This window comes from Paraburkholderia sp. Ac-20336 (genome assembly GCF_017105025.1).
GTDB lineage: Bacteria > Pseudomonadota > Gammaproteobacteria > Burkholderiales > Burkholderiaceae > Paraburkholderia.
In genome coordinates, this window is record NZ_JAAGPS010000005.1 from 121986 (window position 1) to 145598 (window position 23613).

The 23613-nt window shown below is 64.2% G+C and carries 20 protein-coding genes; 13 read left to right on the forward strand and 7 right to left on the reverse strand.

Annotated elements, in window-relative coordinates; all coding sequences use genetic code 11:
• Positions 1 to 102: 102 nt before the first annotated feature.
• The 4 genes from GXB81_RS04070 to purN form a co-directional block, all read right to left on the reverse strand.
• On the reverse strand, positions 103 to 1299 hold the full coding sequence (locus GXB81_RS04070; RefSeq protein ID WP_205988444.1) for an acyl-CoA desaturase: 1197 nt from the start codon (positions 1297 to 1299) through the stop codon (positions 103 to 105).
• 199 nt (positions 1300 to 1498) lie between these two features.
• A complete protein-coding gene (locus tag GXB81_RS04075; protein WP_205988445.1) occupies positions 1499 to 2908 on the reverse strand; it encodes a mechanosensitive ion channel domain-containing protein in 1410 nt (469 codons plus the stop codon).
• Positions 2909 to 2980: 72 nt separating this feature from the next.
• Positions 2981 to 4240: an RsmB/NOP family class I SAM-dependent RNA methyltransferase gene (locus GXB81_RS04080; protein WP_167281641.1), complete on the reverse strand. Its 1260-nt coding sequence runs from the start codon at positions 4238 to 4240 to the stop codon at positions 2981 to 2983.
• Entirely contained in the window at positions 4237 to 4890 is a 654-nt protein-coding gene (gene purN, locus GXB81_RS04085; RefSeq protein ID WP_167041134.1) for a phosphoribosylglycinamide formyltransferase, read from the reverse strand. Before purN ends, GXB81_RS04080 begins: the two co-directional genes overlap by 4 nt.
• A 138-nt stretch (positions 4891 to 5028) precedes the next feature.
• Here purN and GXB81_RS04090 point away from each other — a divergent pair, with 138 nt between their 5' ends.
• The 6 genes from GXB81_RS04090 (at position 5029) to dut (ending at position 12507) form a co-directional block, all read left to right on the forward strand.
• On the forward strand, positions 5029 to 6024 hold the full coding sequence (locus tag GXB81_RS04090) for a bifunctional riboflavin kinase/FAD synthetase (protein WP_167041131.1): 996 nt from the start codon (positions 5029 to 5031) through the stop codon (positions 6022 to 6024).
• A 167-nt stretch (positions 6025 to 6191) separates the two neighbouring features.
• A complete protein-coding gene (ileS, locus tag GXB81_RS04095; RefSeq protein WP_205988446.1) occupies positions 6192 to 9029 on the forward strand; it encodes an isoleucine--tRNA ligase in 2838 nt (945 codons plus the stop codon).
• On the forward strand, positions 9029 to 9538 hold the full coding sequence (gene lspA, locus GXB81_RS04100; RefSeq protein ID WP_167041125.1) for a signal peptidase II: 510 nt from the start codon (positions 9029 to 9031) through the stop codon (positions 9536 to 9538). The genes ileS and lspA overlap by 1 nt, the downstream gene beginning before the upstream one ends.
• A gap of 129 nt (positions 9539 to 9667) precedes the next feature.
• A complete protein-coding gene (coaBC, locus tag GXB81_RS04105) occupies positions 9668 to 10882 on the forward strand; it encodes a bifunctional phosphopantothenoylcysteine decarboxylase/phosphopantothenate--cysteine ligase CoaBC (protein ID WP_205988447.1) in 1215 nt (404 codons plus the stop codon).
• Between the two features lie 84 nt (positions 10883 to 10966).
• The gene (locus tag GXB81_RS04110; RefSeq protein WP_205988448.1) at positions 10967 to 11983 is read left to right on the forward strand and encodes an LLM class flavin-dependent oxidoreductase; all 1017 of its coding nucleotides are present in this window, start codon (positions 10967 to 10969) and stop codon (positions 11981 to 11983) included.
• 77 nt (positions 11984 to 12060) lie between these two features.
• Positions 12061 to 12507 (forward strand): dUTP diphosphatase, encoded by a 447-nt coding sequence (gene dut / locus GXB81_RS04115; RefSeq protein WP_167041115.1) that lies wholly within the window; start codon positions 12061 to 12063, stop codon positions 12505 to 12507.
• A gap of 181 nt (positions 12508 to 12688) precedes the next feature.
• Here dut and clpA read toward each other — a convergent pair whose 3' ends face one another.
• Together clpA and clpS are read right to left on the reverse strand one after the other, a co-directional pair.
• On the reverse strand, positions 12689 to 14986 hold the full coding sequence (gene clpA / locus GXB81_RS04120) for an ATP-dependent Clp protease ATP-binding subunit ClpA (protein WP_205988449.1): 2298 nt from the start codon (positions 14984 to 14986) through the stop codon (positions 12689 to 12691).
• On the reverse strand, positions 14983 to 15297 hold the full coding sequence (gene clpS / locus GXB81_RS04125) for an ATP-dependent Clp protease adapter ClpS (RefSeq protein ID WP_008919570.1): 315 nt from the start codon (positions 15295 to 15297) through the stop codon (positions 14983 to 14985). The genes clpA and clpS overlap by 4 nt, the downstream gene beginning before the upstream one ends.
• A 560-nt stretch (positions 15298 to 15857) precedes the next feature.
• On the opposite strand from clpS, the gene GXB81_RS04130 reads away from it, so the two are divergent.
• Together GXB81_RS04130 and GXB81_RS04135 are read left to right on the forward strand one after the other, a co-directional pair.
• A complete protein-coding gene (locus GXB81_RS04130; protein ID WP_007180614.1) occupies positions 15858 to 16064 on the forward strand; it encodes a cold-shock protein in 207 nt (68 codons plus the stop codon).
• Positions 16065 to 16158: 94 nt separating this feature from the next.
• Positions 16159 to 16350 (forward strand): hypothetical protein, encoded by a 192-nt coding sequence (locus GXB81_RS04135; RefSeq protein ID WP_205988450.1) that lies wholly within the window; start codon positions 16159 to 16161, stop codon positions 16348 to 16350.
• Here GXB81_RS04135 and icd read toward each other — a convergent pair.
• A complete protein-coding gene (gene icd / locus GXB81_RS04140; protein WP_167041106.1) occupies positions 16315 to 17571 on the reverse strand; it encodes an NADP-dependent isocitrate dehydrogenase in 1257 nt (418 codons plus the stop codon). The genes GXB81_RS04135 and icd overlap by 36 nt on opposite strands.
• A gap of 432 nt (positions 17572 to 18003) precedes the next feature.
• Here icd and GXB81_RS04145 point away from each other — a divergent pair, with 432 nt between their 5' ends.
• The 5 genes from GXB81_RS04145 (at position 18004) to GXB81_RS04165 (ending at position 23197) form a co-directional block, all read left to right on the forward strand.
• Positions 18004 to 18573, forward strand: coding sequence for a pseudouridine synthase (locus GXB81_RS04145; RefSeq protein WP_167041103.1), 570 nt, complete (start codon positions 18004 to 18006; stop codon positions 18571 to 18573).
• A 451-nt stretch (positions 18574 to 19024) separates the two neighbouring features.
• Positions 19025 to 19228: a hypothetical protein gene (locus GXB81_RS04150; protein ID WP_167281648.1), complete on the forward strand. Its 204-nt coding sequence runs from the start codon at positions 19025 to 19027 to the stop codon at positions 19226 to 19228.
• Positions 19229 to 19372: 144 nt separating this feature from the next.
• Complete coding sequence (locus GXB81_RS04155) at positions 19373 to 19888, forward strand: DUF192 domain-containing protein (protein WP_167041096.1); 516 nt, start codon at positions 19373 to 19375, stop codon at positions 19886 to 19888.
• Positions 19889 to 20282: 394 nt separating this feature from the next.
• Entirely contained in the window at positions 20283 to 22388 is a 2106-nt protein-coding gene (gene fusA / locus GXB81_RS04160; RefSeq protein ID WP_167281650.1) for an elongation factor G, read from the forward strand.
• Positions 22389 to 22678: 290 nt separating this feature from the next.
• Positions 22679 to 23197, forward strand: a complete 519-nt coding sequence (locus GXB81_RS04165) for a cupin domain-containing protein (protein WP_167041090.1) — start codon at positions 22679 to 22681, stop codon at positions 23195 to 23197.
• Positions 23198 to 23613: the final 416 nt, after the last annotated feature.

A 23613-nucleotide genomic window follows, 5' to 3' on the forward strand; every position in this document is an offset into this window, starting at 1 on the left:
CGAGTCACTACAGTCGCGACGGCTTTCCACGACGCCAAAAAGAAAAACCCCGCCAACGCGGGGTTTTGTGACGTTCTGAAATTTTAATGGATTTTTTCGCGCTCAAGCATAGCGACGCAGTCGCGTCGCGAAATCGTGCAGCGCCTTGATGCCGCTCTGCTCGGCGCGATGGCACCAGTCCTGCAATTGCGCGAGCAGTTGTTCGCGCGATGCGTTGGAGCGTTCCCACATCGACGCGAGTTCGTTGCGCATATCGATGTAGGTCTTGAGCTTCTGGCTGTTGGCGAAGATTTGCGGCAGCTGGCGCTTCTGCGGCTCGTTCAGGCCGGCCTCTTCCTTGTGGAACCAGCTACGCGCGCCGCGCATCAGCTGATACTTCTCGCGCGAGCCGACATCCTTCAGATGCGCAAGCTCCTGGCGGTACGCGCGCTTGAGCGCCTTGCCGTAACGCGCCATCACTTCGTAGCGGTTTGCGAGCACGGCCTGCAGCGTGTCCTGGTCGAGCACGAGCTTGCCGGTGGTCAGACGCGGCGTGGGCGCGACCTTCTTCACCTTGGCAAGACGGAACGCCGACATGATGCGGATGTACATCCAGCCGATGTCGAACTCGTACCATTTGTTCGACAGCTTGGCCGACGTCGCATACGTATGATGATTGTTGTGCAGCTCTTCGCCGCCGATGATGATGCCCCACGGGAAGATGTTGGTGCTCGCATCCGACGAATTGAAGTTGCGATAGCCCCAGAAGTGCGCGAGGCCGTTGACCACGCCGGCAGCCCAGAACGGAATCCAGATCATCTGCACGGCCCAGATCGTCAGGCCGACGACGCCGAACAGCGCGACGTTGATCACCATCATCAGGCTCACGCCGAGAATCGGGTACTTCGTGTAGACGTTGCGCTCCATCCAGTCGTTCGGCGTGCCGTGGCTGAACTTGCGCATCGTTTCTTCGTTTTTCGCTTCGGTGCGATACAGCTCGGCGCCTTCGAGCAGCACCTTCCAGATACCGCGCGTTTGCGGGCTGTGCGGATCTTCCTCGGTCTCGCACTTCGCGTGGTGTTTGCGGTGAATCGCGGCCCACTGGCCGGTCAGCATGCCGGTGGTCATCCACAGCCAGAAGCGGAAAAAATGACTCGCGATGGGATGCAGCTCCAGCGCGCGATGCGCCTGGCAGCGATGCAGATAGACGGTCACGCCGATAATCGTGATGTGCGTCACGATGAGCGTGTACACGACGAGTTGCCACCACGAGAAATGCAACAGGCCGTGAGCAAGAAAATCGAGCAAAGAATTCAACAAGGTAAGTTACCTGCAGAACGAGAGATACGGAGCACACGCATTGCGTGTGTCAAGAAAGTGAAAGCATACAGCGGGATAGCACGATATTCTACTTGAAGCATCCCAAGTGTTTGTAACAAATAGGGATTTTTTGTGTGATATCAATATCATAACGGCCGCTGCGGACCGTTTCGGGCGGCGCGGCGGGGCGTCGATCCCGTCAGCGAACGTCGCTCGGGGCGCCGTCCATCGGCCCGAGCGCAGCCTCGGGCAAGGAAGCGGACGCGGCAGCAGGCGCCGCGCCGGGGCCGGTCATAGTTACCGGATGCGGCATAGCGCCGCCCGCCGGTCCGACGATCCGCACTTCGCGTTCCGCGAGCGGAATCGAGATGCCGTGTTCGGAGAACAGGCGCCAGATGTTGCGGTTGATCGTCGAGCGCACGCCCCCCGTGCCGGTCGCCGCGTCGGCGATCCAGAAACCCAGTTCGAGATTGATGCCGTCGGGGCCGAAGCCCACCAGATACGGCGTCGGCGCCGGCTCGCGCAAGACGCGCGGCACGTCGTCGGCGGCCTGGACGAGCAGCGCCATGGCCTGCTCGACGTCGGACGTATAGGCAATCTGCACGGCCGCCTTGGCATAGCCGCGCGTCAGGTACGACGACTGGTTCTGCACCACGTCGGTAATGAGCTTTTCGTTCGGAATCAGCGTTTCGATGCCGTCGAGCCCGCGCACGACGGTGTAGCGCGTGCGGATCTGCGTGACCATGCCTTGCAGGCCGCCCGTGCTGATCGTGTCGCCGATCCGCAACGACCGGTCGAGCAGGATGATGAAACCCGACACGTAGTTACTCGCGATCTTCTGCATGCCGAAGCCGAGCCCGACCCCGAGCGCGCCACCGAACACGCCGAGCACGGTGATGTCGATGCCGACGATCGACAGGCTGATCAGGATCGCCGCCAGCACGAAAGCCGCCCGGCCGACGCGCGCGACCACGACCTTCAGGTTCGCGTCGAGCGTTTTCGAGCGCATCAGGCGGTCTTCGAACGTCGAGCCGAGCCACATCGCGACAATCATCGTGATGCCGACCCACAGCAGGCCGGTTACGAGCGAGAGCAGCGTCATGTGCGCGTTGGCGACACGGAACCGCACGCTGCCCATCCACGCGATCACCTCGTCCTGGATGCCCATCAGCGTGAGCACCATGCCGATCCAGACCACCACCGAGACGGTCTTCTCGACGAGGAAAAGCCACGGATGCACGCCGCCGTCGCGGCTGAAGACGCGGCGCGCGAAGAAGAACACGATGTAGATGAGGCCGATGCCGGCAAGCGGCACCAGCGCCAGATCGAGCAGCGCGGTGTGCATGAACTGGCCGGCGATCACCCGCGCGAGCCACACGAGCGCCGCGCCGAGCAGCGGAAAGGCCGCGCGGTTCAGGCTTTCCATGCCGAAGCGCAGGGTCTGGTAGCGCGGATGCCGCGGGCCGCCGAGGCGGCGGCGCAGCGTGCGCGCAAGCAGCCACGCGACGAGCAGCGTCGCGAGCAGGATGCCGACCTGCCACAACATCACGGGCTGACCGAAGTCGTGCGCGATGTCGCTGAAGCGATGGAAAAAAAGACTCGTCTGCATGATCTCGCCGAAAGCGCCGGCGCGCCGCGACTGCAAGGCAGCCCGCGCACGCCGGCAAAAAGCCGGACGCGCCTAGCTCTGGCGCTCCAGCACGGCGGCGAAGAAGCCGTCGGTGGCGTGACGGTGCGGCCACAGCTTCAGGTAATCGTCCATGTCGAGCTCGATGCGCTGCTCGGCGAGCACGTCGCGCACGGGCACCAGCGCGAAATCGGGATGATCGGCGAGGAACTGCTGCACGATCGCCTCGTTTTCCGCTTCGAGAATCGAGCAGGTCGCATAGACGAGCCGGCCGCCCTTCTTCACGAGACGCGCCGCGCTCGCGAGAATCGACGCCTGCTTCGGCGCCAGCTCGGCAATCGACTCCGGCGACTGGCGCCACTTCAGGTCCGGGTTGCGGCGCAGCGTGCCGAGGCCGCTGCACGGCGCGTCGACGAGCACGCGGTCGATCTTGCCGGCGAGGCGCTTGATCTTCGCGTCGTGTTCGCTGTCGATCAGCACCGGGTTCACGTTCGACAGGCCGCTGCGCGCAAGGCGCGGCTTCAGCTTGGCGAGACGCCGCTCGGAGATGTCGAACGCGTAGAGCCGGCCGGTCGAGCGCATCGCCGCGCCGAGCGCGAGCGTCTTGCCGCCGGCGCCCGCGCAGAAATCGACGATCATCTCGCCGCGCCGCGGCGCGACCAGCGAGCACAGCAACTGGCTACCCTCGTCCTGCACTTCGAGCCAGCCCTGCTGGAACGCGTCGAGCTTCGTCAGCGCCGGCTTGCCGACCACGCGCACGCCGAGCGGCGCGAACGGCGTGGCGCCCGCCTCGATGCCGGCCTTCGACAGCGCGCCCAGCACGTCGTCGCGGCTCGCCTTGACCGGGTTCGCACGCAAGTCGAGCGGCGCCGGGTAGTTCAGCGCGGCGGCCAGTTGCGCCAGCTCGGCGCCTTCGAAGCGCGTGCCGAGCGCCTGGCAGATCCAGTCGGGCAGATTCAGGCGAATCCGCAGCGGCAGGCTCTCCGGGTCGATCCTCGACACGTGTTCGAGCCACGTCGCCTCGGCTTCGCTGACGAACGGCTTGAGCGCGTTGCGCCCGACCGTCTGCATCAGGCCGAGCAGCGCCATGCGGCGCGCGGGGTTGCCGGTGCCGCTTTCGGCCAGATGCGCGAACTCCATCCGGCGGCGCAGCACCGCGAACACCGCCTCGGCGATCACGCCGCGCTCGGCGTGCCCGAGCTTCGGATGCGCGCGGAAAAACCGGCTCGTGGTGGCGTCGGCGGGACCGTTGAGCCGCAGCACTTCGGCCAGCAGCGTTTCAGTTTGACCAATCAGGAAACCATGCAATCTCATGCGCCCTCTCCGGCGGGGTGACCGGCAAAGAGCCATTGAGGCTCCGGCGGCGTAAGCGTGACGCGCAGGCCGTCGAGAGCAAGACGCCCTTCGACGAACCAGCGCGCCGCGCGCGGATAAATGATGTGTTCGGTGGTCAGCACGCGTGCGGCGAGCGTCTCGGCGGTGTCGCCCGCCACGACCGGCACCGCCGACTGCGCGACGATCGGCCCGTGGTCGAGCTGCGACGTGACGAAGTGCACCGACGCGCCGTGGAACCGCACGCCGGCGTCGAGCGCCTGCTGATGGGTCTTGAGGCCCGCAAAGCTTGGCAGCAGCGACGGATGCACGTTGAGCATGCGCCCGGCGTAATGGTCGACGAAGCGCGCGGTCAGCACGCGCATGAAGCCCGCGAGCAGCACGAGGTCCGGTGCGAATGCGTCGATCTGTTCGGCGAGCGCCGCGTCGAAGCTGTCGCGGTCGGGAAACTGGCGGTGATCGACCACCGCCGTGGCGATGCCATGCGACGCCGCGAACGCGAGCCCCGCGGCATCGGGACGGTTGGCAATCACGGCGGCGACCCTGGCCGGCCAGCCCTCGCTCGCGCAGGCGCGCACGATGGCTTCCATGTTGCTGCCCCGTCCGGAAATCAGGATGACGAGTTTTTTCATGCGCGGATTTTATCATTCGGCAATCGCCTGACAGCGGCCTCGCAGCCGTGCGCTGCGCCAAGCGTTTATAATCGTTTGTTTTGCGGCACCCTGGCCGCGCCCCTATTGCCACCGCAGCAAGCGCTGCAACCCGTTATCGTGAGAGTCTTCCGCGGTCTTCCCAATGCCGAGAGCCGCGCGCCGTGCGCGCTGACCATCGGCAACTTCGACGGTGTCCACCGCGGCCACCAGGCTCTGCTCGCGCACGTGCGCGCGGCCGCCGACGCCCGCGGCCTGCCCGTCTGCGTGATGACCTTCGAGCCGCACCCGCGCGAATTCTTCAACCCGGCCGGCGCGCCGCCGCGCATCGCGATGCTGCGCGACAAGCTCGAGGCGCTGCGCACCAACGGGGTCGACCGGGTCGTCGTCGAGCACTTCAATCACACGTTCGCGAGCCAGTCGCCGGACTCGTTCGTCGAGCGGATCATCGTCAACGGGCTGCACGCGCGCTGGATCATGATCGGCGACGACTTCCGCTACGGCGCGAAGCGCGCCGGCGATTTCGCCTCGCTGCAGGCGGCCGGCAAGCAGTACGGCTTCGAAGTCGAGCAGATGGCGACCGTCGCCGATCCGTCGGGCGCGCGCATTTCGAGTTCGGGCGTGCGCGCGGCGCTGGTCGCGGGCGACCTCGACGCAGCGCGCGCCGCGCTTGGCCGCGACTACCTGATCAGCGGCCACGTCACGCACGGCATGAAGCTCGGCCGCGATCTCGGCTTTCCCACGCTCAATCTGCCGATCGCGCACAAGCGCCCGGCGCTGGCCGGCATCTTCGTCGTGCAGGTGCACGGCATCGCCGAGCAACCGCTGCCCGGCGTCGCGAGCCTCGGCGTGCGTCCCACCGTCGACGATTCCGGCCGCGTCCTGCTCGAAGTGCATCTGCTCGACTGGCACGGCGACGCGTATGGCAAACTCGTGCGCGTCGAATTTCTGAAGAAGCTGCGCGACGAGGAGAAATTCGTCGATCTCGAAACGCTGACCGCCGCGATCGCGCGCGACGTCGCCAATGCGCGCGCGTGGCTCGCCGCGGCCGGCGCCGGCACGCCGGGCAGCCGTTCCACCGGGTTCGCCACGTCGGCCACCGACCGAATTAGATAACCGCCGCGGTTCGGGCCGGCGCACCGCCCCGCCCGAACCGTCGCCGCGCGCATCGAAGGGCATCGGCATCATGCGAGCCGCCTGCCGGGCGCGTCCCACGCTCCTCGCGCATCGTGCGCAATCCGCGCCTTCGCTGCGCATAGAACGAATTCAACGCCATCCACATCATGAGCAACAAGAAAGCCGATTCGAAACCGCAGTCCCGCTACCCGGTCAACCTGCTCGACACGCCGTTCCCGATGCGCGGCGACCTGCCCAAACGCGAGCCGCAATGGGTCAAGGACTGGCAGGAACGCAAGGTGTACGAGAAGATTCGCGCCGCCTCCAAAGGCCGCAAGAAGTTCATTCTGCACGACGGCCCGCCGTATGCGAACGGCGACATCCACCTCGGCCACGCGGTGAACAAGATCCTCAAGGACATGATCGTCAAGGCGCGCAATCTCGCGGGCTTCGACGCGGTCTACGTGCCGGGCTGGGACTGCCACGGCATGCCGATCGAAATCCAGATCGAAAAGCAGTTCGGCAAGTCGCTGCCAGCGGCCGAAGTGATGCAGAAGGCGCGCGCCTATGCGACCGAGCAGATCGAAAAGCAGAAGGTCGGCTTCCGGCGTCTGGGCGTGCTCGGCGACTGGAATAATCCGTACAAGACGATGAACTTCGTGAACGAAGCCGGTGAAATCCGCGCGCTCGCGAAGATCATGGAAAAGGGCTACGTGTTCCGCGGCCTGAAGCCGGTCAACTGGTGTTTCGACTGCGGCTCGGCGCTCGCCGAAGCGGAAGTCGAGTACAAGGACAAGACCGATCCGACCATCGACGTGCTGTTCAGCTTCGCCGAGCCGGAAAAGACCGCGCAGGCCTTCGGCCTCGCCGCGCTACCGCGCAGCGAAGGCGGCATCGTGATCTGGACCACCACGCCGTGGACCATTCCTGCCAACCAGGCGCTGAACCTGCACCCGGAAATCGTTTACGCGCTCGTCGACACGCCGCGCGGCCTCCTGATCCTCGCCGAGGAACGCGTCGAGGCGTGCCTCAAGCTCTACGGCCTCGAAGGCACCGTCATCGCGACCACGCCGGGCGCGAAGCTCGTGAATCTGCGCTTCAACCATCCGCTCGCGTCCGCGCATCCGGCTTACAAGCGCACCGCGCCGGTCTATCTCGGCGACTACGTGACGACCGAAACCGGCACCGGCGTCGTGCACTCGTCGCCCGCCTACGGCGTGGAAGACTTCGTGTCGTGCAAGGCGCACGGCATGTCGGACTCGGACATCATCAACCCGGTGATGGGCGACGGCCGCTACATCGAATCGCTCGCGCTGTTCGGCGGCCTGTCGATCTGGGCGGCCAATCCGCAGATCGTCGAGGCGCTGCAAGGCGCCGGTTCGCTGTTGCGCACCGAGAAGTACACGCACAGCTACATGCACTGCTGGCGCCACAAGACGCCGATCATCTATCGCGCCACCTCGCAGTGGTTCGCCGGCATGGACGTGAAGCCGAACGACAGCGACAAGACGCTGCGCGAAACCGCGCTCGAAGGCATCGAGAACACGGCGTTCTATCCGTCGTGGGGCAAGCAGCGCCTCTTCAGCATGATCGCCAACCGCCCGGACTGGACGCTGTCGCGTCAGCGCCAATGGGGCGTGCCGATGGCGTTCTTCGTGCACAAGGAAACCGGCGAGCTGCATCCGCGCACGCTCGAACTGCTCGAACAGGTCGCGCAGCGCGTCGAGCAGGCGGGCATCGAGGCGTGGCAGACGCTCGATCCGCGCGAGCTGCTCGGCGACGACGCGAATCTGTACGAAAAGAACCGCGACACGCTCGACGTCTGGTTCGACTCGGGCACGACGCACTGGCACGTACTGCGCGGCTCGCACAAGGACGAGCTGCAGTTCCCGGCCGACCTGTACCTCGAAGGCTCGGACCAGCATCGCGGCTGGTTCCACTCGTCGCTCCTGACCGCTTCGATGCTCGACGGCCGTCCGCCCTACAACGCGCTGCTCACGCACGGCTTCACCGTCGACGGCGAAGGCCGCAAGATGAGCAAGTCGCTCGGCAACGGTATCGATCCGCATGAAGTGGCGAACCGCCTCGGCGCGGAAATCATCCGCCTGTGGATCGCCTCGACCGACTACTCAGGCGAACTCGCGATCTCCGAGGAAATCCTCAAGCGCGTGACGGAAAGCTATCGCCGCATCCGCAACACGCTGCGCTTCCTGCTCGCGAATCTGTCGGACTTCGACTTCGCGCAGCACGCGCGTCCGGTCGAAGACTGGCTCGAAATCGATCGTTACGCGGTGGCGCTCTCGGCAAACCTGCAGAACGACATCCTCGCGCACTACGAAAAGTACGAGTTCCACCCGGTCGTCGCGAAGCTGCAGACGTTCTGCTCGGAAGACCTCGGCGGCTTCTACCTCGACGTGCTGAAGGACCGCCTTTACACCACGGCGGCCGATTCGGTCGCGCGCCGCTCGGCGCAAACCGCGCTCTACCACATCGCGCACGGTCTGCTGCGTCTGATGGCGCCGTTCCTGTCGTTCACCGCCGAAGAAGCGTGGAAGGTGTTCCAGCCGGATAGCGAAACCATCTTCACCGAGACCTACCACGCGTTCCCGGCCATGCCGGACGCGGGTGCGCTGCTCGACAAGTGGACGCTGCTGCGCGCCGCGCGCGGCGACGTGACGAAGGCGCTCGAAGAGGCCCGCGTGGCGAACCTGATCGGCTCGTCGCTGCAGGCCGAAGTCGAAATCCGCGCGAGCGGCGCGCGTTACGACGCGCTCGCGAGCCTCGGCGAAGACCTCAAGTTCGTGCTGATCACGTCGGCGGCGGAGGTCGTGAAGGTGGACAGCGAAGCGGACGAAAGCGTCGAGGTGATCGCCTCGAAGTATCTGAAGTGCGAGCGCTGCTGGCACTATCGCCCGGACGTCGGCACGATCGCCGAGCATCCGTCGCTGTGCGGCCGCTGCTTCAGTAATCTGTTCGGCAATGGCGAAACGAGGAGCGCGGCATAATGGCGGGAAGCATCTCGAAAACATCGGCCCGAAGCGGTTCGCTGGCCCCCTGGCTCGGCATCGCGCTGATCGTCATCCTGTTCGACCAGTTGACGAAAATCGCGGTCCGCAAGGTGTTCGCCTACGGTGTGCCGCACGAGATCACGCCGTTTTTCAACCTGATCCTCGTGTACAACCGCGGCGCCGCGTTCAGCTTCCTCGCGATGGCGGGCGGCTGGCAGCGCTGGGCGTTCACCGCGCTCGGCGTGGTCGCCGCGCTCGTGATCTGCTATCTGCTCAAGCGGCATAGCGGGCAGAAAATGTTCTGCACGGCGCTCGCGCTGATTCTCGGCGGCGCGCTCGGCAACGTGATCGACCGGCTCGCCTACGGCCACGTGATCGACTTTCTCGATTTCCACGTGGGCGGCTGGCACTGGCCGGCGTTCAATCTCGCCGACAGCGCGATCACGATCGGCGCGATCCTGCTCGTGATCGACGAGCTACGGCGCGTGCGCGGTTCATCACGCTGACGCCACCGACGCGAGGCACGGCCGCGCGGCGCGTCGGGTTTGAAACGCACGGCAGCGGCAACGGGTGACGGGTAACACCACCGCGCCCTTGCGCCGCCGGGCGCCATCATGCTTTGTCGGAGGCTTTCGTTGGCAACCGCAGAACTCGCAGGCAAACACCTCGTCCTCGGCATGACGGGCGGCATCGCCTGCTACAAGATCGCCGAACTCACGCGTCTGCTGACCAAGGCGGGCGCGACCGTGCAGGTCGTCATGACCGAAGCGGCCACCCAGTTCATCACTCCCGTCACGATGCAGGCGCTCTCGGGCCGGCCCGTCTACACGAGCCAGTGGGACGGTCGCGTGCCGAACAACATGGCGCACATCGATCTGTCGCGCGAAGCCGACGCGATCGTGATCGCGCCCGCCTCGACCGACTTCCTCGCCAAACTCGCGCACGGCATGGCCGACGATCTGCTCTCGACGCTATGTGTCGCGCGCGACTGCCCGCTGCTCGTCGTGCCGGCGATGAACCGGCAGATGTGGCAGAACCCGGCCACGCAACGCAACGTCGCGCAACTGCGCGCGGACGGCATCGAGGTGCTCGGCCCCGATTCGGGTCCGCAGGCCTGCGGCGAAGTGGGCGACGGGCGCATGCTCGAAGCAGCCGCGACCTATGAAGCGATCGCGTCGTTCTTCGCGCCGAAAATCCTCGCCGGCCGCCGTGTGCTGCTGACCGCCGGGCCGACCTTTGAGCCTCTCGATCCGGTGCGCGGCATCACGAACCGTTCGAGCGGCAAGATGGGCTTCGCGCTCGCGCGCGCCGCGCAGCAGGCCGGCGCCGAGGTACACCTGGTGGCCGGTCCGGTCGCGCTCGACACGCCGTGGGGCGTGTTGCGCGAAGACGTGCAAACCGCGCAGCAGATGCACGACGCGGTGATGCGGGCTGTCGCCGACGCGGACGTGTTCATCGGCGTCGCCGCCGTGGCCGACTGGCGCGTCGATCACGTCAGCGAACAGAAGATCAAGAAGACCTCCGAGCGCACGCTGCCGAGCTTCTCGTTCGTCGAGAATCCGGACATCCTCGCCGCGGTCGCCAAGTTGCCGAAGCCGCCGTTCACGGTCGGTTTCGCCGCAGAAAGCGGCAACCTCGAAGTCCACGGCGAGGAAAAACGCGCGCGCAAGAACGTGCCGCTGCTGATCGGCAACCTGGGCCCGCTGACGTTCGGGCTCGACGACAACGAAGTGATCCTGTTCGAAGCAGGCAGCGCCACCAGACTGCCGCGCGCCGACAAGCAGACGCTCGCGCGCGCGCTGATCGCCAAGATCGCCGGGCGCCTGCCCGACACCGGCCCGGGGCGCTGAAGGCAAACGGCGGCGAGCCCGCATGGCTGCTGTCGGCGCTGACTACGCTGACTCGTGGCCGGAATCATCTGGAGCACTACTGACATGACGCTACTTTCCGTGCTCGATCAAACGCCGGTGATCTCCGGGCACTCGGTGGCGGACGCCATCGCCGCCACGGTCGAACTCGCGCAGCTCGCCGACGACCTCGGCTACACGCGCTACTGGTGCGCCGAGCACCACGGCCTGCGCGGCGTGTCGAACCCCTGCCCCGAAGTGATGCTGGCGCGCCTCGGCAGCGTGACGAAACGCATTCGCCTCGGCTCCGGCGGCGTGATGCTGCCGTACTACAGTCCGTTCAAGGTCGCCGAGCAGTTCATGATGCTCGAAGCGCTGTTCCCGAACCGTATCGACCTCGGCGTCGGACGCGCGCCGGGCGGCGATATGCGCACCGCGCAGGCGGTGGCCGCCGGCGCCTACAATCGCGGCGAAATTTTCCCGCAGCAGGTTGCCGATCTGCTCGGGCTCATGCACGGCACGCTCCCCGCCGATCACCTCGCGCAAGGCGTGCTGCTGCAACCGCAAATCGATACGCGCCCGCAACTGTGGATGCTCGGTTCGAGCGAATTCGGCGGCCTGCTCGCGGCGCAGCTCGGCATTCGTTTCTCGTTCGCGCATTTCATCAATGCGCATTTCGGCAGACAGGTCGCGCTCGCGTATCGCGAGCGTTTCCAGCCGAGCGTGGAAGCGTCGCAGCCGTATCTCGCCGCGGCGGTTTTCGTGATCTGCGCCGACACCGACCAGGAAGCCGCCGACCTCGAAAAAGCCGTCGATCTGCGCCGCGTGCAAATGGCGTACGGCCTGAACGAGCCGATTCCGACGATCGAACAAGGCGTCGCGCAGGAGTACGGCGAGCGCGAACGGCTCGTGATCGACCGCGAAAAACCACGCAGCATCATCGGCACGCCGGAGCGCGTCACCGAGCGGCTCGCGGATTTGCAGGAGCAGTTCCAGGCCGACGAACTGATGGTGCTCACGGTCACCGGCAGTTATCGCGCGCGGCTGCGCTCCTATGAACTTCTCGCCGAGGCGTTCCAGCTCGGCTCGCATCCGGCGGCTTGATGGGCGGCACCTCCGTGCCCCTGCCCGCCGTCCATCCCAACGACCACGACAACCCCAACATTCCCGATCGAACCCGAATGAAACTCGACCTGAAGATTCTCGATGAGCGCATGCGCGAACAGCTTCCCGCCTACGCGACGACCGGCAGCGCCGGCCTCGATCTGCGCGCCTGCCTCGACGAACCGCTGACGCTGAAACCGGGCGAAACCGCGCTGGTGCCGACCGGCCTCGCGATTCACGTCGGCGATCCCGGTTATGCGGCGCTGATTCTGCCGCGCTCGGGTCTCGGGCATAAGCACGGCATCGTGCTCGGCAATCTGGTCGGCCTGATCGATTCCGATTACCAGGGGCAACTGATGATTTCGACGTGGAATCGCGGAGCAACGACGTTCGTGCTGAATCCGATGGAACGCCTCGCGCAACTGGTGATCGTGCCGGTCGTGCAGGCCGAGTTCAATATCGTCGATGACTTCGAGGAAAGCGCGCGCGGCGCGGGCGGATTCGGCAGCACCGGCAAGCACTGATTGCCTGACTGCCGCGGCGCGACGCGGCTGCCGCGTTTTTCAGCGCACCCGGCCAGCGGAAAACCGGAGCGTAAACGGAGCATAAAAAAACGGCGCGGGATAAAACCCGCGCCGTTCTGCTTCTGGTCTTTGGTCGTTTAGCCGGCTTGACGCCACACCGGCCACGCCGACCTCACCAACATCACTCCACTTCCACCGCTTCCGGATTCGGATTGCGCGGCGCCGGATGCTCGTCGAAGGTCAACTGCACCTTGTCTTCGGCATCGACGTCGACCGTCACCCGGCCGCCGTTCATCAGCTTGCCGAACAGCAGTTCGTCGGCGAGCGCGCGCCGGATCATGTCCTGGATCAGACGCTGCATCGGCCGCGCGCCCATCAGCGGATCGAAACCGTGTTTCGCGAGATGCTTGCGCAGCGCGTCGGTGAAGAGCGCGTCGACCTTCTTCTCGTGCAACTGGTCTTCGAGCTGCATCAGGAACTTGTCGACCACGCGCATGATGATTTCCTCATCGAGCGAGCGGAAGCTGATCGTCGCATCCAGACGGTTACGGAACTCTGGCGTGAACATGCGCTTGATGTCGACCATCTCGTCGCCCGCCTCGCGGCGGTTCGTGAAGCCGATCACCGACTTGCCCATCGCCTCGGCGCCCGCGTTCGTCGTCATGATGATGATGACGTTGCGGAAGTCCGCCTTGCGGCCGTTGTTGTCGGTCAGCGTGCCGTGGTCCATCACCTGCAGCAGCACGTTGAAGATGTCCGGATGTGCCTTCTCGATTTCGTCGAGCAGCAGCACGCAATGCGGCTTCTTCGTGATCGCTTCGGTCAGCAGGCCGCCCTGGTCGAAACCGACGTAGCCCGGCGGCGCGCCGATCAGCCGGCTCACCGCATGACGCTCCATGTATTCCGACATGTCGAAGCGGATCAGCTCGATGCCGAGCGTGAACGCGAGCTGCTTCGCCACTTCCGTCTTGCCGACCCCGGTCGGACCCGAGAACAGGAACGCGCCGATCGGCTTGTCGAGCTTGCCGAGGCCCGCGCGCGCCATCTTGATCGCGGCCGACAGCGCGTCGATGGCCGGGTCCTGCCCGAACACCACGCTCTTGAGGTCGCGGTCGAGCGTCTGCAGCTTGCTGCGATCGTCCTGCGAGACGCTTTGCGCCGGCACGCGCGCGATCTTCGAGATAATTTCCTCGATCTCGTTCTTGCCGATCGTCTTCTTCTGCTTCGATTTCGGCAGAATGCGCTGCGCCGCGCCCGCTTCGTCGATCACGTCGATCGCCTTGTCCGGCAGGTGGCGGTCGGTGATGAAGCGCGCCGACAGCTCAGCCGCCGCCGACAGCGCACCCGACGAATACTTGACACCGTGGTGCTCTTCGAAGCGCGACTTGAGCCCGCGCAGGATCGCCACCGTCTGCTCGACGGTCGGCTCGGTCACGTCGACCTTCTGGAAACGACGCGACAGCGCCGCGTCCTTCTCGAAGATGCCGCGATATTCGGTGAACGTGGTCGCGCCGATGCACTTCAGCGTGCCCGACGAGAGCGCCGGCTTCAGCAGGTTCGAGGCATCGAGCGTACCGCCCGACGCGGCGCCCGCGCCGATCAGCGTATGAATTTCGTCGATGAACAGAATCGCGTGCGGACGCTCCTTCAATTCCTTCAGCACCGTCTTCAGGCGCTGCTCGAAGTCGCCGCGATACTTGGTGCCCGCAAGCAGCGCGCCCATGTCGAGCGAATACACCTGCGCATCCGCCAGAATGTCCGGCACTTCGCCGCGCGTGATGCGCCAGGCGAGCCCTTCGGCGATCGCGGTTTTACCGACGCCCGCCTCGCCGACCAGCAACGGATTGTTCTTGCGCCGGCGGCACAGCACCTGCACCACGCGCTCGACTTCCGACTCGCGCCCGATCAGCGGATCGATGCGGCCGTCCTTCGCCATCTGGTTCAGGTTCTGGGTGAACTGGGCGAGCGGCGTTTCTTTCTGCGCGGCGGCCTCGTCGGCCTCGGCGTTCGCGTCGCTCGCTTTCGCGGCGTCCGAACTGCTCGTCTTGGCGATGCCGTGCGAGATGAAATTGACCACGTCCAGGCGCGTGACGCCCTGCTGCTGCAGGTAGTACACCGCATGCGAGTCCTTCTCGCCGAAGATCGCGACCAGCACGTTCGCGCCGGTCACTTCCTTCTTGCCGTTCGAGGTGGACTGCACATGCATGATCGCGCGCTGGATCACACGCTGGAAACCCAGCGTGGGCTGCGTATCGACGTCGTCCGTGCCCGGCACGGTCGGCGTGTTGTCATGAATGAAGTTGCGCAGGTTCTGGCGCAGATCCTCGATATTGGCCGCGCATGCACGCAACACCTCCGCCGCCGTCGGGTTATCCAACAGGGCGAGCAAAAGATGTTCGACCGTTATGAACTCGTGCCTTGCCTGGCGTGCTTCCATGAACGCCATGTGCAGGCTGACTTCCAGTTCCTGGGCAATCATGCTTCCTCCATCACACACTGCAGCGGATGCCCGGCCTGCCGTGCGTGGGTAACGACTTGCTCGACTTTGGTCGACGCGATGTCCCGCGTATAGACCCCACAAACTCCCCTGCCTTCGCGATGAACCTTCAACATGACCTGCGTTGCGGTTTCACGATCTTTATTGAAATATTCCTGCACGATCATCACGACAAATTCCATCGGCGTGAAGTCGTCATTCAGCAGCACTACCTTGTACATGGACGGCGGCTTGAGTTTCTGCTCCTGCCGCTCCAGTACGGTGCCGTCCTGCTTGTCCGGGATAATCGCCATACACCCATTCTAAACAACTAGGACAGGCCCGCAATCCTGTCAAAACCCGGCCAGCGGCCGATGCCCCCGTTCGCTGCGGACAGCCGGTCATGACTTCGTCATGACCGCCCGCGCCCGCGCGTTGTCGACGGGCCGATTGCGGAGCCGGCCCCTATCCTGTGATGCCGCGCGATGTTGCTGCGCCGCGGTCGGATCGAGTATCGCATAACCTGCCGGAGCCGGTGGGGGGCACGCGCCGCGGGCACTCCCGGCGGCCCGGCCCCAGTCCAGCATGTGAGTCGATTATGCGACTTTTCAAGACGCGACGCTTGCGCAACCGCACATAACGGAAGCGGGAAAAACCCCTGGAAAGCAGCCTGTTTGCAATGCGACAACGGCGTCTCAAAATTTTCTTGACACTCGAATAAAGAGCCTCAACAATCAAGCTGGCACTTTTTTCACCAAGCCATAATTTCGAAAAAATGCCGATGGTGAGCTTGTGAGGAGGGAGCGGCTGCCTCGTGTGGTCGTGGCTTTTCGAGGGGCTCGTGGTGGTCACATGAGTAACAGGGGAAGTTGGAATGGCAACTGGTACGGTCAAATGGTTTAACGACGCAAAGGGTTTCGGATTCATCACGCCTGACGAGGGTGGCGAGGATCTGTTTGCACACTTCTCGGCCATCCAGATGAATGGCTTCAAGACGCTGAAGGAAGGCCAGAAGGTCACCTTCGAAGTCGTGCAAGGCCCGAAAGGAAAACAGGCTTCGAACATTCAGGCACCTGCCTGAGGCGGTTCGTCCCCGTCCTTTTTGAAACCCGGCTGCACGCCGGGTTTCTTTTTATGCGGTGCGATTCGGTGTTGAGAAGCGATGCAAAAAAACGATGCTGAAAATCCAGCGTCATTCGATACCGGCCGCCGCCGATATTCCGGCCGTAAAAAACCGGATACGATTTCCAGAAAAATACCCCGGCCGCGTAATCGCGCCGGGGTATTCCAGTCAAGCCATTAATGCGCGCTGGATAATTCCAGCGCATGAATTACATATTCTCGATCATCACCTGCCCAAATCCTGAGCACGATACCTGGGTCGCGCCTTCCATCAGGCGCGCAAAATCGTAAGTGACACGTTTTTGCAGGATCGATTTTTCCATCGAGCCGATAATCAGGTCCGCCGCCTCGAACCAGCCGAGATGGCGCAGCATCATTTCCGCCGAGAGAATTTCCGAACCCGGATTCACGTAATCCTTACCGGCGTATTTCGGCGCGGTGCCATGCGTCGCCTCGAACATCGCCACCGAATCCGACAGGTTCGCGCCCGGCGCGATGCCGATGCCGCCGACCTGCGCGGCGAGCGCGTCCGAAACGTAGTCGCCGTTCAGGTTCAGCGTCGCGATCACGTCGTATTCGGCCGGGCGCAGCAGGATCTGCTGCAGGAACGCGTCGGCGATCACGTCCTTCACGACGATGTCGCCGCCCGTCTTCGGATTCCTGACCTTCATCCACGGGCCGCCGTCGATCAGCTCCGCGTTGAATTCCTTCTGCGCGAGCGCATAGCCGTAGTCGCGGAACGCGCCTTCGGTGAACTTCATGATGTTGCCCTTGTGCACCAGCGTGACCGACCGGCGCTCATTGTCGATCGCATACTGGATCGCCTTGCGCACGAGACGCTCGGTGCCTTCGCGCGACACCGGCTTGATGCCGATGCCCGACGAATCCGGGAAGCGGATCTTCTTCACGCCCATTTCTTCGCGCAGGAACTTGATGACCTTCTTCGCCTGCTCCGATTCGGCCGCCCATTCGATGCCGGCGTAGATGTCTTCCGAGTTCTCGCGGAAGATCACCATATTGGTCTTCTCGGGCTCGCGCACCGGCGACGGCACGCCCTTGAAGTACTGCACCGGCCGCAGGCACACATAGAGGTCCAGCTCCTGGCGCAGCGCGACGTTCAGCGAGCGGATACCGCCGCCGACCGGCGTAGTGAGCGGCCCCTTGATCGAGACGATGTATTCCTTCACCGCCTGCAGCGTTTCTTCGGGCAGCCACACGTCCGGGCCGTACACCTTGGTCGCCTTCTCGCCCGCGTAGATTTCCATCCAGTGGATTTTCTTCTTGCCCGCGTACGCCTTCCCGACCGCCGCGTCCACGACCTTGATCATGACCGGCGTGATGTCCAGACCGGTGCCGTCGCCCTCGATAAACGGGATGATCGGCTGGTCGGAGACATTGAGCGAGAAATCGGCGTTGACAGTGATCTTGTCGCCACCGGTCGGAACCTTGATGTGCTGATACGGCATGATCGGACTCCAGTGAAAGCTGTGAAAAGCTGATGGGAGACTGCGAAAGGGGGCGCCCCTCGCCGCGCAATGCCGGACGCTCGCGAGCGGCCTGGCCGCTATTCTAGCCCACGCCTCGCGCGCGTCGAAACGGCCATGGCTCGGGGTTTTCCAACATGGACGAACGCGGCTGCGAGCCTCACTCTTCTATAAGACATAAGAATGGCGATGCCGGTTTATGCATTATCATTGCGCCATCCCTAACCGGACCCTGAGCGCAACGGCCGGCGCCCGCGATGCGGCCGGCTGCCGTCGCCGAAACTTCACGCGGCACGATCGGCACATCGTGTGACGTTGCCGCGACGTGCATTGACGTGCATGAGCGTGCATTGGCGCGCTTCGATACGTTTCGATACGCCGCCGCGCCCTGGTCCGCCGACTCTTCTTTCCCGTATGCGCCTTCTCGCCCTGAACAAGCCGTTCGGCACCATCTGTCAATTCTCGCCGCATGAAACGCGTGCCTCGCTCGCCGACTGGGTCAAGGTGCCCGGCGTCTATCCGGCGGGCCGGCTCGATTCCGATAGCGAAGGCCTGCTGCTTCTCACCGACGACGGCGCATTGCAGGCGCGTATCGCCGAGCCGCGTCATAAGCTCGTTAAACGCTATTGGGCGCAGGTCGAAGGCGCGATCGACGAGGTCGCGCTAAAGAAGCTTGCACGCGGCGTCGATCTCGGCGACTACGTGACACGCCCCTGTCGCGCGAATCATATAGAGCCGGCGAGCACGCTATGGACTCGCACGCCGCCGATCCGCCACCGCGCCGCGATCCCGACCACGTGGATCGAACTCGCGATCACCGAAGGCAAGAACCGCCAGGTGCGCCGCATGACCGCCGCGGTCGGCTTTCCGACGCTGCGCCTCGTGCGCGTCGGCGTCGGTGCGCTGGACATTTTTTCGCTGGGTCTCGCGCCGGGAGAGAGCATCGAGTTGCCGGCGAACGCGCCATGGGACGGTATCGTGTAAATGCGCGAATACGGGGGGACGTCATGCGTATCGTGAGTGTTTCACGCTTGCCTCGATTGGCCTAAGCCGTTGTATCGGCAAATAAAAACAGGCGTGAAACCACACCGTGAAGCAGCCCCGGAAACGTGAAACATGCACGCTCGCGAATGCCGTCGCAAGGGGTCGTCATGACAGTCCATCGCGATGAAAATTTTCCGGCGAATTCTCGTCAACCGCTGCGCAACGCGACGCGTTATTCGACGCAGATGCCGCCGAAGCTATCCGGCATTCAGCCTTAAAGACCTTTGCATAAGCCGTTTGCGCGGCGAATACGAAAGTCCGAACGCTAGCAGACGCGTCGAGAAATTTGTTCGATGCGGCTGTCAACCGAAAGGTGGATGGCACGTTTACCGACTTGACTCTACATAAGCCGGGTCATTTGGTTAATTAACTCAAGCTGAGGATCTACACAATGAACAAACTGATCGCCGCTCTGGTCGCTGGCCTCTTCGCAACGGCAGCATTCGCACAAGCTTCGGCTCCGGCAGCAGCTTCGGCAGCTCCCGCAGCTCCGGCAGCAGCTTCGGCAGCCAAGAAGGCCACCAAGCACGCTCACCACAAGAAGGCGCACAAGAAGGCAGCAGCAGCCGCTGCAGCTTCGGCAGCTTCGGAGTAAGTTGCTTGTAAAAACGCAGTCAAGAACTCGCTTCATTGCCGTTCTTACGGCGTTGTAAGGCAGATCACCGCAAGGCGATCTGCCTTTTTGTTTTGCACGCGCTCGCGTAACATGCGCGAGTTAATTTGAGCAAGGAGTCCTGCCGTGCGATTTTCCATGCGCTCGCTGATGGCGCGTTTCGCTGTTGCCGTTGCACTGCCGCTCGCGGCCATCTCGTTGGCGGCCACCACCGCCCCCGCCCATGCGCAGCAGATGCCGCCGGGCGCCAAGCAGCCTGGCGAATTTCCGCGCGTCAAGCTGACCGCCGGCATGTTCGTGATCGACGCGGCCGTCGCCGCCAACGATGCGGATCGCGAACAGGGCTTGATGTATCGCACGAATCTCGCGCCGAACGAAGGCATGCTATTCGTGTTCAACGAGAACGCCGGCCACTGCTTCTGGATGAAGAACACGCTGATTCCGCTGTCGATCGCGTTCATGCGTGCGGACGGCACGATCACCGACCTCGACGAGATGCAGGCCGAGACCACCAACAATCATTGCCCGACGCACAACGGCGTGTTCGCGCTCGAGATGAGCAAGGGCTGGTTCGCGTCGAAGGGCATCAAGCCGGGCATGCAGATCCAGGGCTTGCCGCCGGTGCCGGGCATCACGCAGTAAGCTGCAATTCTGGCGGCCCCTGCGGCAGCTTGCCGGGCCGCCGGCCGCTCGGGTGGCGCATCTCGGGGGGCGCCCAGGCAGCAACTGAGCACCAACTGGGCGGCACCTCATAGGCACGCCATGGGCATCTCACCCAGCCCTCCCGGCCGCCCCATCGCCGCGACGTTTTCCGGAAAAAGCCGGCGCCCTTCCCAGGCGCCGGCTTTTTTTCGTCCGCGCCGCCTTGCGCGAGCATGCTTGCCGCCCGCCAGCGCGATTCATGCAAAAGACCAACCGACGCGCTATCCTTGTAATCTCGATAAAGCACCACCACATCAAGCAGCACCCAGACTCCCCGGGCGGCCCAACGGTCGCCCGGCATGCGTTTCAGGCGCGCCATTCCAAGGAGGTTCACGTGCCCCGCAAGACTCCCATCGAGCGCTACCGGAATATCGGCATCAGCGCTCACATCGATGCCGGCAAAACCACCACCACCGAACGGATCCTGTTCTACACCGGCGTGACCCACAAGATCGGCGAGGTTCACGACGGTGCGGCGACGATGGACTGGATGGAACAGGAGCAGGAGCGCGGCATCACGATCACCTCGGCGGCCACCACGGCGTTCTGGAAAGGCATGGCCGGCAACTACCCCGAGCATCGCATCAACATCATCGACACCCCGGGGCACGTCGACTTCACGATCGAAGTCGAGCGCTCGATGCGCGTGCTCGACGGTGCCTGCATGGTGTACGACTCGGTCGGCGGCGTGCAGCCGCAATCGGAAACCGTGTGGCGCCAGGCGAACAAGTACAAGGTGCCGCGCATCGCGTTCGTCAACAAGATGGACCGCATCGGCGCGGACTTCTTCCGCGTGCAGCGGCAGATCGGCGATCGTCTGAAGGGCGTCGCGGTGCCGATCCAGATTCCGATCGGCGCGGAAGATCATTTCCAGGGCGTGGTCGATCTCGTCAAGATGAAGGCGATCTTCTGGGACGACGACAGCCAGGGCATCAAGTTCGAGTACCGCGACATTCCGGCTGAACTCGCGGCCACCGCGAAGGAATGGCACGACAAAATGGTCGAATCCGCGGCCGAGGCCAATGAAACGCTGCTCGAAAAATATCTCGGCGGCGAGCCGTTGACCGAAGAGGAAATCAAGCACGGCATTCGCGCCCGCACGATCGCCAACGAGATCGTGCCGATGCTGTGCGGCAGCGCGTTCAAGAACAAGGGCGTGCAGGCGATGCTCGACGCTGTGATCGACTATCTGCCCTCGCCGGTCGACGTGCCCGCGATCACCGGCCACGATGAGCACGACAAGGAGATCGAGCGCCATCCGAACGACGACGATCCGTTCTCGGCGCTCGCCTTCAAGATCATGACCGACCCGTTCGTCGGCCAGCTGATCTTCTTCCGCGTGTACTCGGGCGTCGTCAATTCGGGCGACACGGTCTACAACGCGATCAAGGAAAAGAAGGAGCGCCTCGGCCGCATCCTGCAGATGCACGCGAACGAGCGCAAGGAAATCAAGGAAGTCTACGCGGGCGACATCGCGGCGGCCGTCGGCCTGAAGGAAGCGACCACGGGCGACACGCTCTGCGATCCTAACCACGTCATCATCCTCGAAAAGATGATCTTCCCCGACCCGGTGATCTCGCAGGCCGTCGAGCCGAAGACCAAGGCCGACCAGGAGAAGATGGGCATCGCGCTGAACCGGCTCGCGCAGGAAGACCCGTCGTTCCGCGTGCAGACCGATGAGGAATCCGGACAGACGATCATCTCGGGCATGGGCGAGTTGCACCTCGAAATTCTGGTCGACCGCATGAAGCGCGAGTTCGGCGTGGAAGCGACCGTCGGCAAGCCGCAGGTGGCGTATCGCGAAACGGTGCGCAACAAGGTCGAGGACGTCGAAGGCAAGTTCGTCAAGCAGTCGGGCGGGCGCGGCCAGTACGGTCACGCGGTGATCACGCTCGAACCGTCGGAGCAAGGCAAGGGCTACGAGTTCGTCGATGCGATCAAGGGCGGCGTGATTCCGCGCGAATTCATTCCCGCGGTCGACAAAGGCATCGTGGAAACGCTGAAGGCCGGTGTGCTGGCGGGCTACCCGGTGGTCGACGTGAAGGTCACGCTGACCTTCGGTTCGTACCATGACGTCGACTCGAACGAAAACGCGTTCCGCATGGCCGGCTCGATGGCATTCAAGGAAGCGATGCGCAAGGCGAAGCCCGTGCTGCTCGAACCGATGATGGCCGTCGAGGTGGAAACACCCGAGGACTTCATGGGCAACGTGATGGGCGATCTGTCGAGCCGGCGCGGCATGGTGCAGGGCATGGAAGACATCGCGGGCGGCGGCGGCAAGCTCGTGCGCGCGGAAGTGCCGCTCGCCGAGATGTTCGGCTATTCGACCTCGCTGCGCTCGGCCACCCAGGGCCGAGCGACCTACACGATGGAATTCAAGCACTACGCCGAAACGCCGAGCAACGTCGCCGAAGCGGTGATCAACGCGAAGAAGCAATGATGCTGGCCCGGTGGCATTGAGGAGTGCGGCAAGGCAGCCCTTGCCGCGCTTCACCGCAGCCGCAATGCCACCGCCGATACCAACGGCTCGAAGCCCGCTCCCCGTGAGCGGGCTTTTTTTCGGTTCTTCGTCGATGTGCGCGGTCGGGCCCCTGCTGCCCGCCTCGTCACACTACGCGTGCGTGTTCCGAACGTGCCAGAATGTCGAACGGCCATGCAACACCGGCATCGATCAGGCCACGACCGCAGCGCAGGACTCGAACGCGGCACCCACGCCCGCAAGGAGACACCATGAGCCACGAGCACGAACATCCGCATTACCGGGCCGAGCACGAGGCCGCCGCGCAGGTCGACTGGCGCGAGCACGGCGTGAAGGTCATCCGCGGCGATCAGCTCGATGCCAACACCGCGCAGACGCCCGGCATGAATCGCGCCGCCGCGATCAACGCGGCGCGCGTCGGCGCGCAGAAGATCTGGGCCGGCACCGTGACGATCCATCCGAACGCGAAGACCGGCGCGCATCATCACGGCGCGCTCGAAAGCGTGATCTACGTGGTACGCGGCCAGGCACGCATGCGTTGGGGCGAGCACCTCGAATTCACCGCCGAAGCGGGCCCCGGCGACTTCATCTTCGTGCCGCCCTACGTGCCGCATCAGGAGATCAACGCGAGCACCGACGCACCGCTCGAATGCGTGCTCGTGCGCAGCGACAATGAAGCGGTCGTGGTCAATCTGAACATCGACGCGGTCGAACAGCCCGAGACGGTGTACTGGGTCGATCCGATTCACAAGCATCCGCACGATCGCTAAAGCGCGCGGGGGGCAGCCTACAGCACTTGCGATGCGCGGTGCTTGCTGTCAATCCCGCTGCACGCATGATGCAATCGGTCAGGATTCCAGCGCGTTAGGGGTGATCCATTCGGGCGATCCATTCGCGCTCGCGCCGAACGCCTGCCGCCATGCCGCGCGGCGCTAGCGATCACCGTGGCCCACGCCGTGCTACCGTTGCAGCGACGACACACCACCACGCCGTTATCGGCCGATCGGCAAGCCCACGGCGGCGCAAGCGCGCCGCAGCCGCAAGCAATCGCTTACACTGAAACCGCTTTGCGCAGCATTGCGCTTTCGTCGGGCGCCGCAGCCGCAAGCAATCGCTTACACTGAAACCGCTTTGCGCAGCATTGCGCTTTCGTCGGGCGCCGAGGCTCGACGCCACGGGCGCTGAA

What these genes read in the sequence shown, in the direction of transcription:
- GXB81_RS04080 (WP_167281641.1), bottom strand. Translation starts at nt 4,240, where the DNA reads ATGAGATTGCATGGTTTCCTGATTGGTCAAACTGAAACGCTGCTGGCC.
- clpA (WP_205988449.1), bottom strand. Translation starts at nt 14,986, where the DNA reads ATGATTGCCCAGGAACTGGAAGTCAGCCTGCACATGGCGTTCATGGAA.
- GXB81_RS04165 (WP_167041090.1), top strand. Translation starts at nt 22,679, where the DNA reads ATGAGCCACGAGCACGAACATCCGCATTACCGGGCCGAGCACGAGGCC.
- GXB81_RS04130 (WP_007180614.1), top strand. Translation starts at nt 15,858, where the DNA reads ATGGCAACTGGTACGGTCAAATGGTTTAACGACGCAAAGGGTTTCGGA.
- GXB81_RS04150 (WP_167281648.1), top strand. Translation starts at nt 19,025, where the DNA reads ATGAACAAACTGATCGCCGCTCTGGTCGCTGGCCTCTTCGCAACGGCA.
- purN (WP_167041134.1), bottom strand. Translation starts at nt 4,890, where the DNA reads ATGAAAAAACTCGTCATCCTGATTTCCGGACGGGGCAGCAACATGGAA.
- GXB81_RS04145 (WP_167041103.1), top strand. Translation starts at nt 18,004, where the DNA reads ATGCGCCTTCTCGCCCTGAACAAGCCGTTCGGCACCATCTGTCAATTC.
- dut (WP_167041115.1), top strand. Translation starts at nt 12,061, where the DNA reads ATGAAACTCGACCTGAAGATTCTCGATGAGCGCATGCGCGAACAGCTT.
- ileS (WP_205988446.1), top strand. Translation starts at nt 6,192, where the DNA reads ATGAGCAACAAGAAAGCCGATTCGAAACCGCAGTCCCGCTACCCGGTC.
- GXB81_RS04135 (WP_205988450.1), top strand. Translation starts at nt 16,159, where the DNA reads ATGCTGAAAATCCAGCGTCATTCGATACCGGCCGCCGCCGATATTCCG.
- lspA (WP_167041125.1), top strand. Translation starts at nt 9,029, where the DNA reads ATGGCGGGAAGCATCTCGAAAACATCGGCCCGAAGCGGTTCGCTGGCC.
- GXB81_RS04110 (WP_205988448.1), top strand. Translation starts at nt 10,967, where the DNA reads ATGACGCTACTTTCCGTGCTCGATCAAACGCCGGTGATCTCCGGGCAC.
- GXB81_RS04075 (WP_205988445.1), bottom strand. Translation starts at nt 2,908, where the DNA reads ATGCAGACGAGTCTTTTTTTCCATCGCTTCAGCGACATCGCGCACGAC.
- clpS (WP_008919570.1), bottom strand. Translation starts at nt 15,297, where the DNA reads ATGGCGATTATCCCGGACAAGCAGGACGGCACCGTACTGGAGCGGCAG.
- icd (WP_167041106.1), bottom strand. Translation starts at nt 17,571, where the DNA reads ATGCCGTATCAGCACATCAAGGTTCCGACCGGTGGCGACAAGATCACT.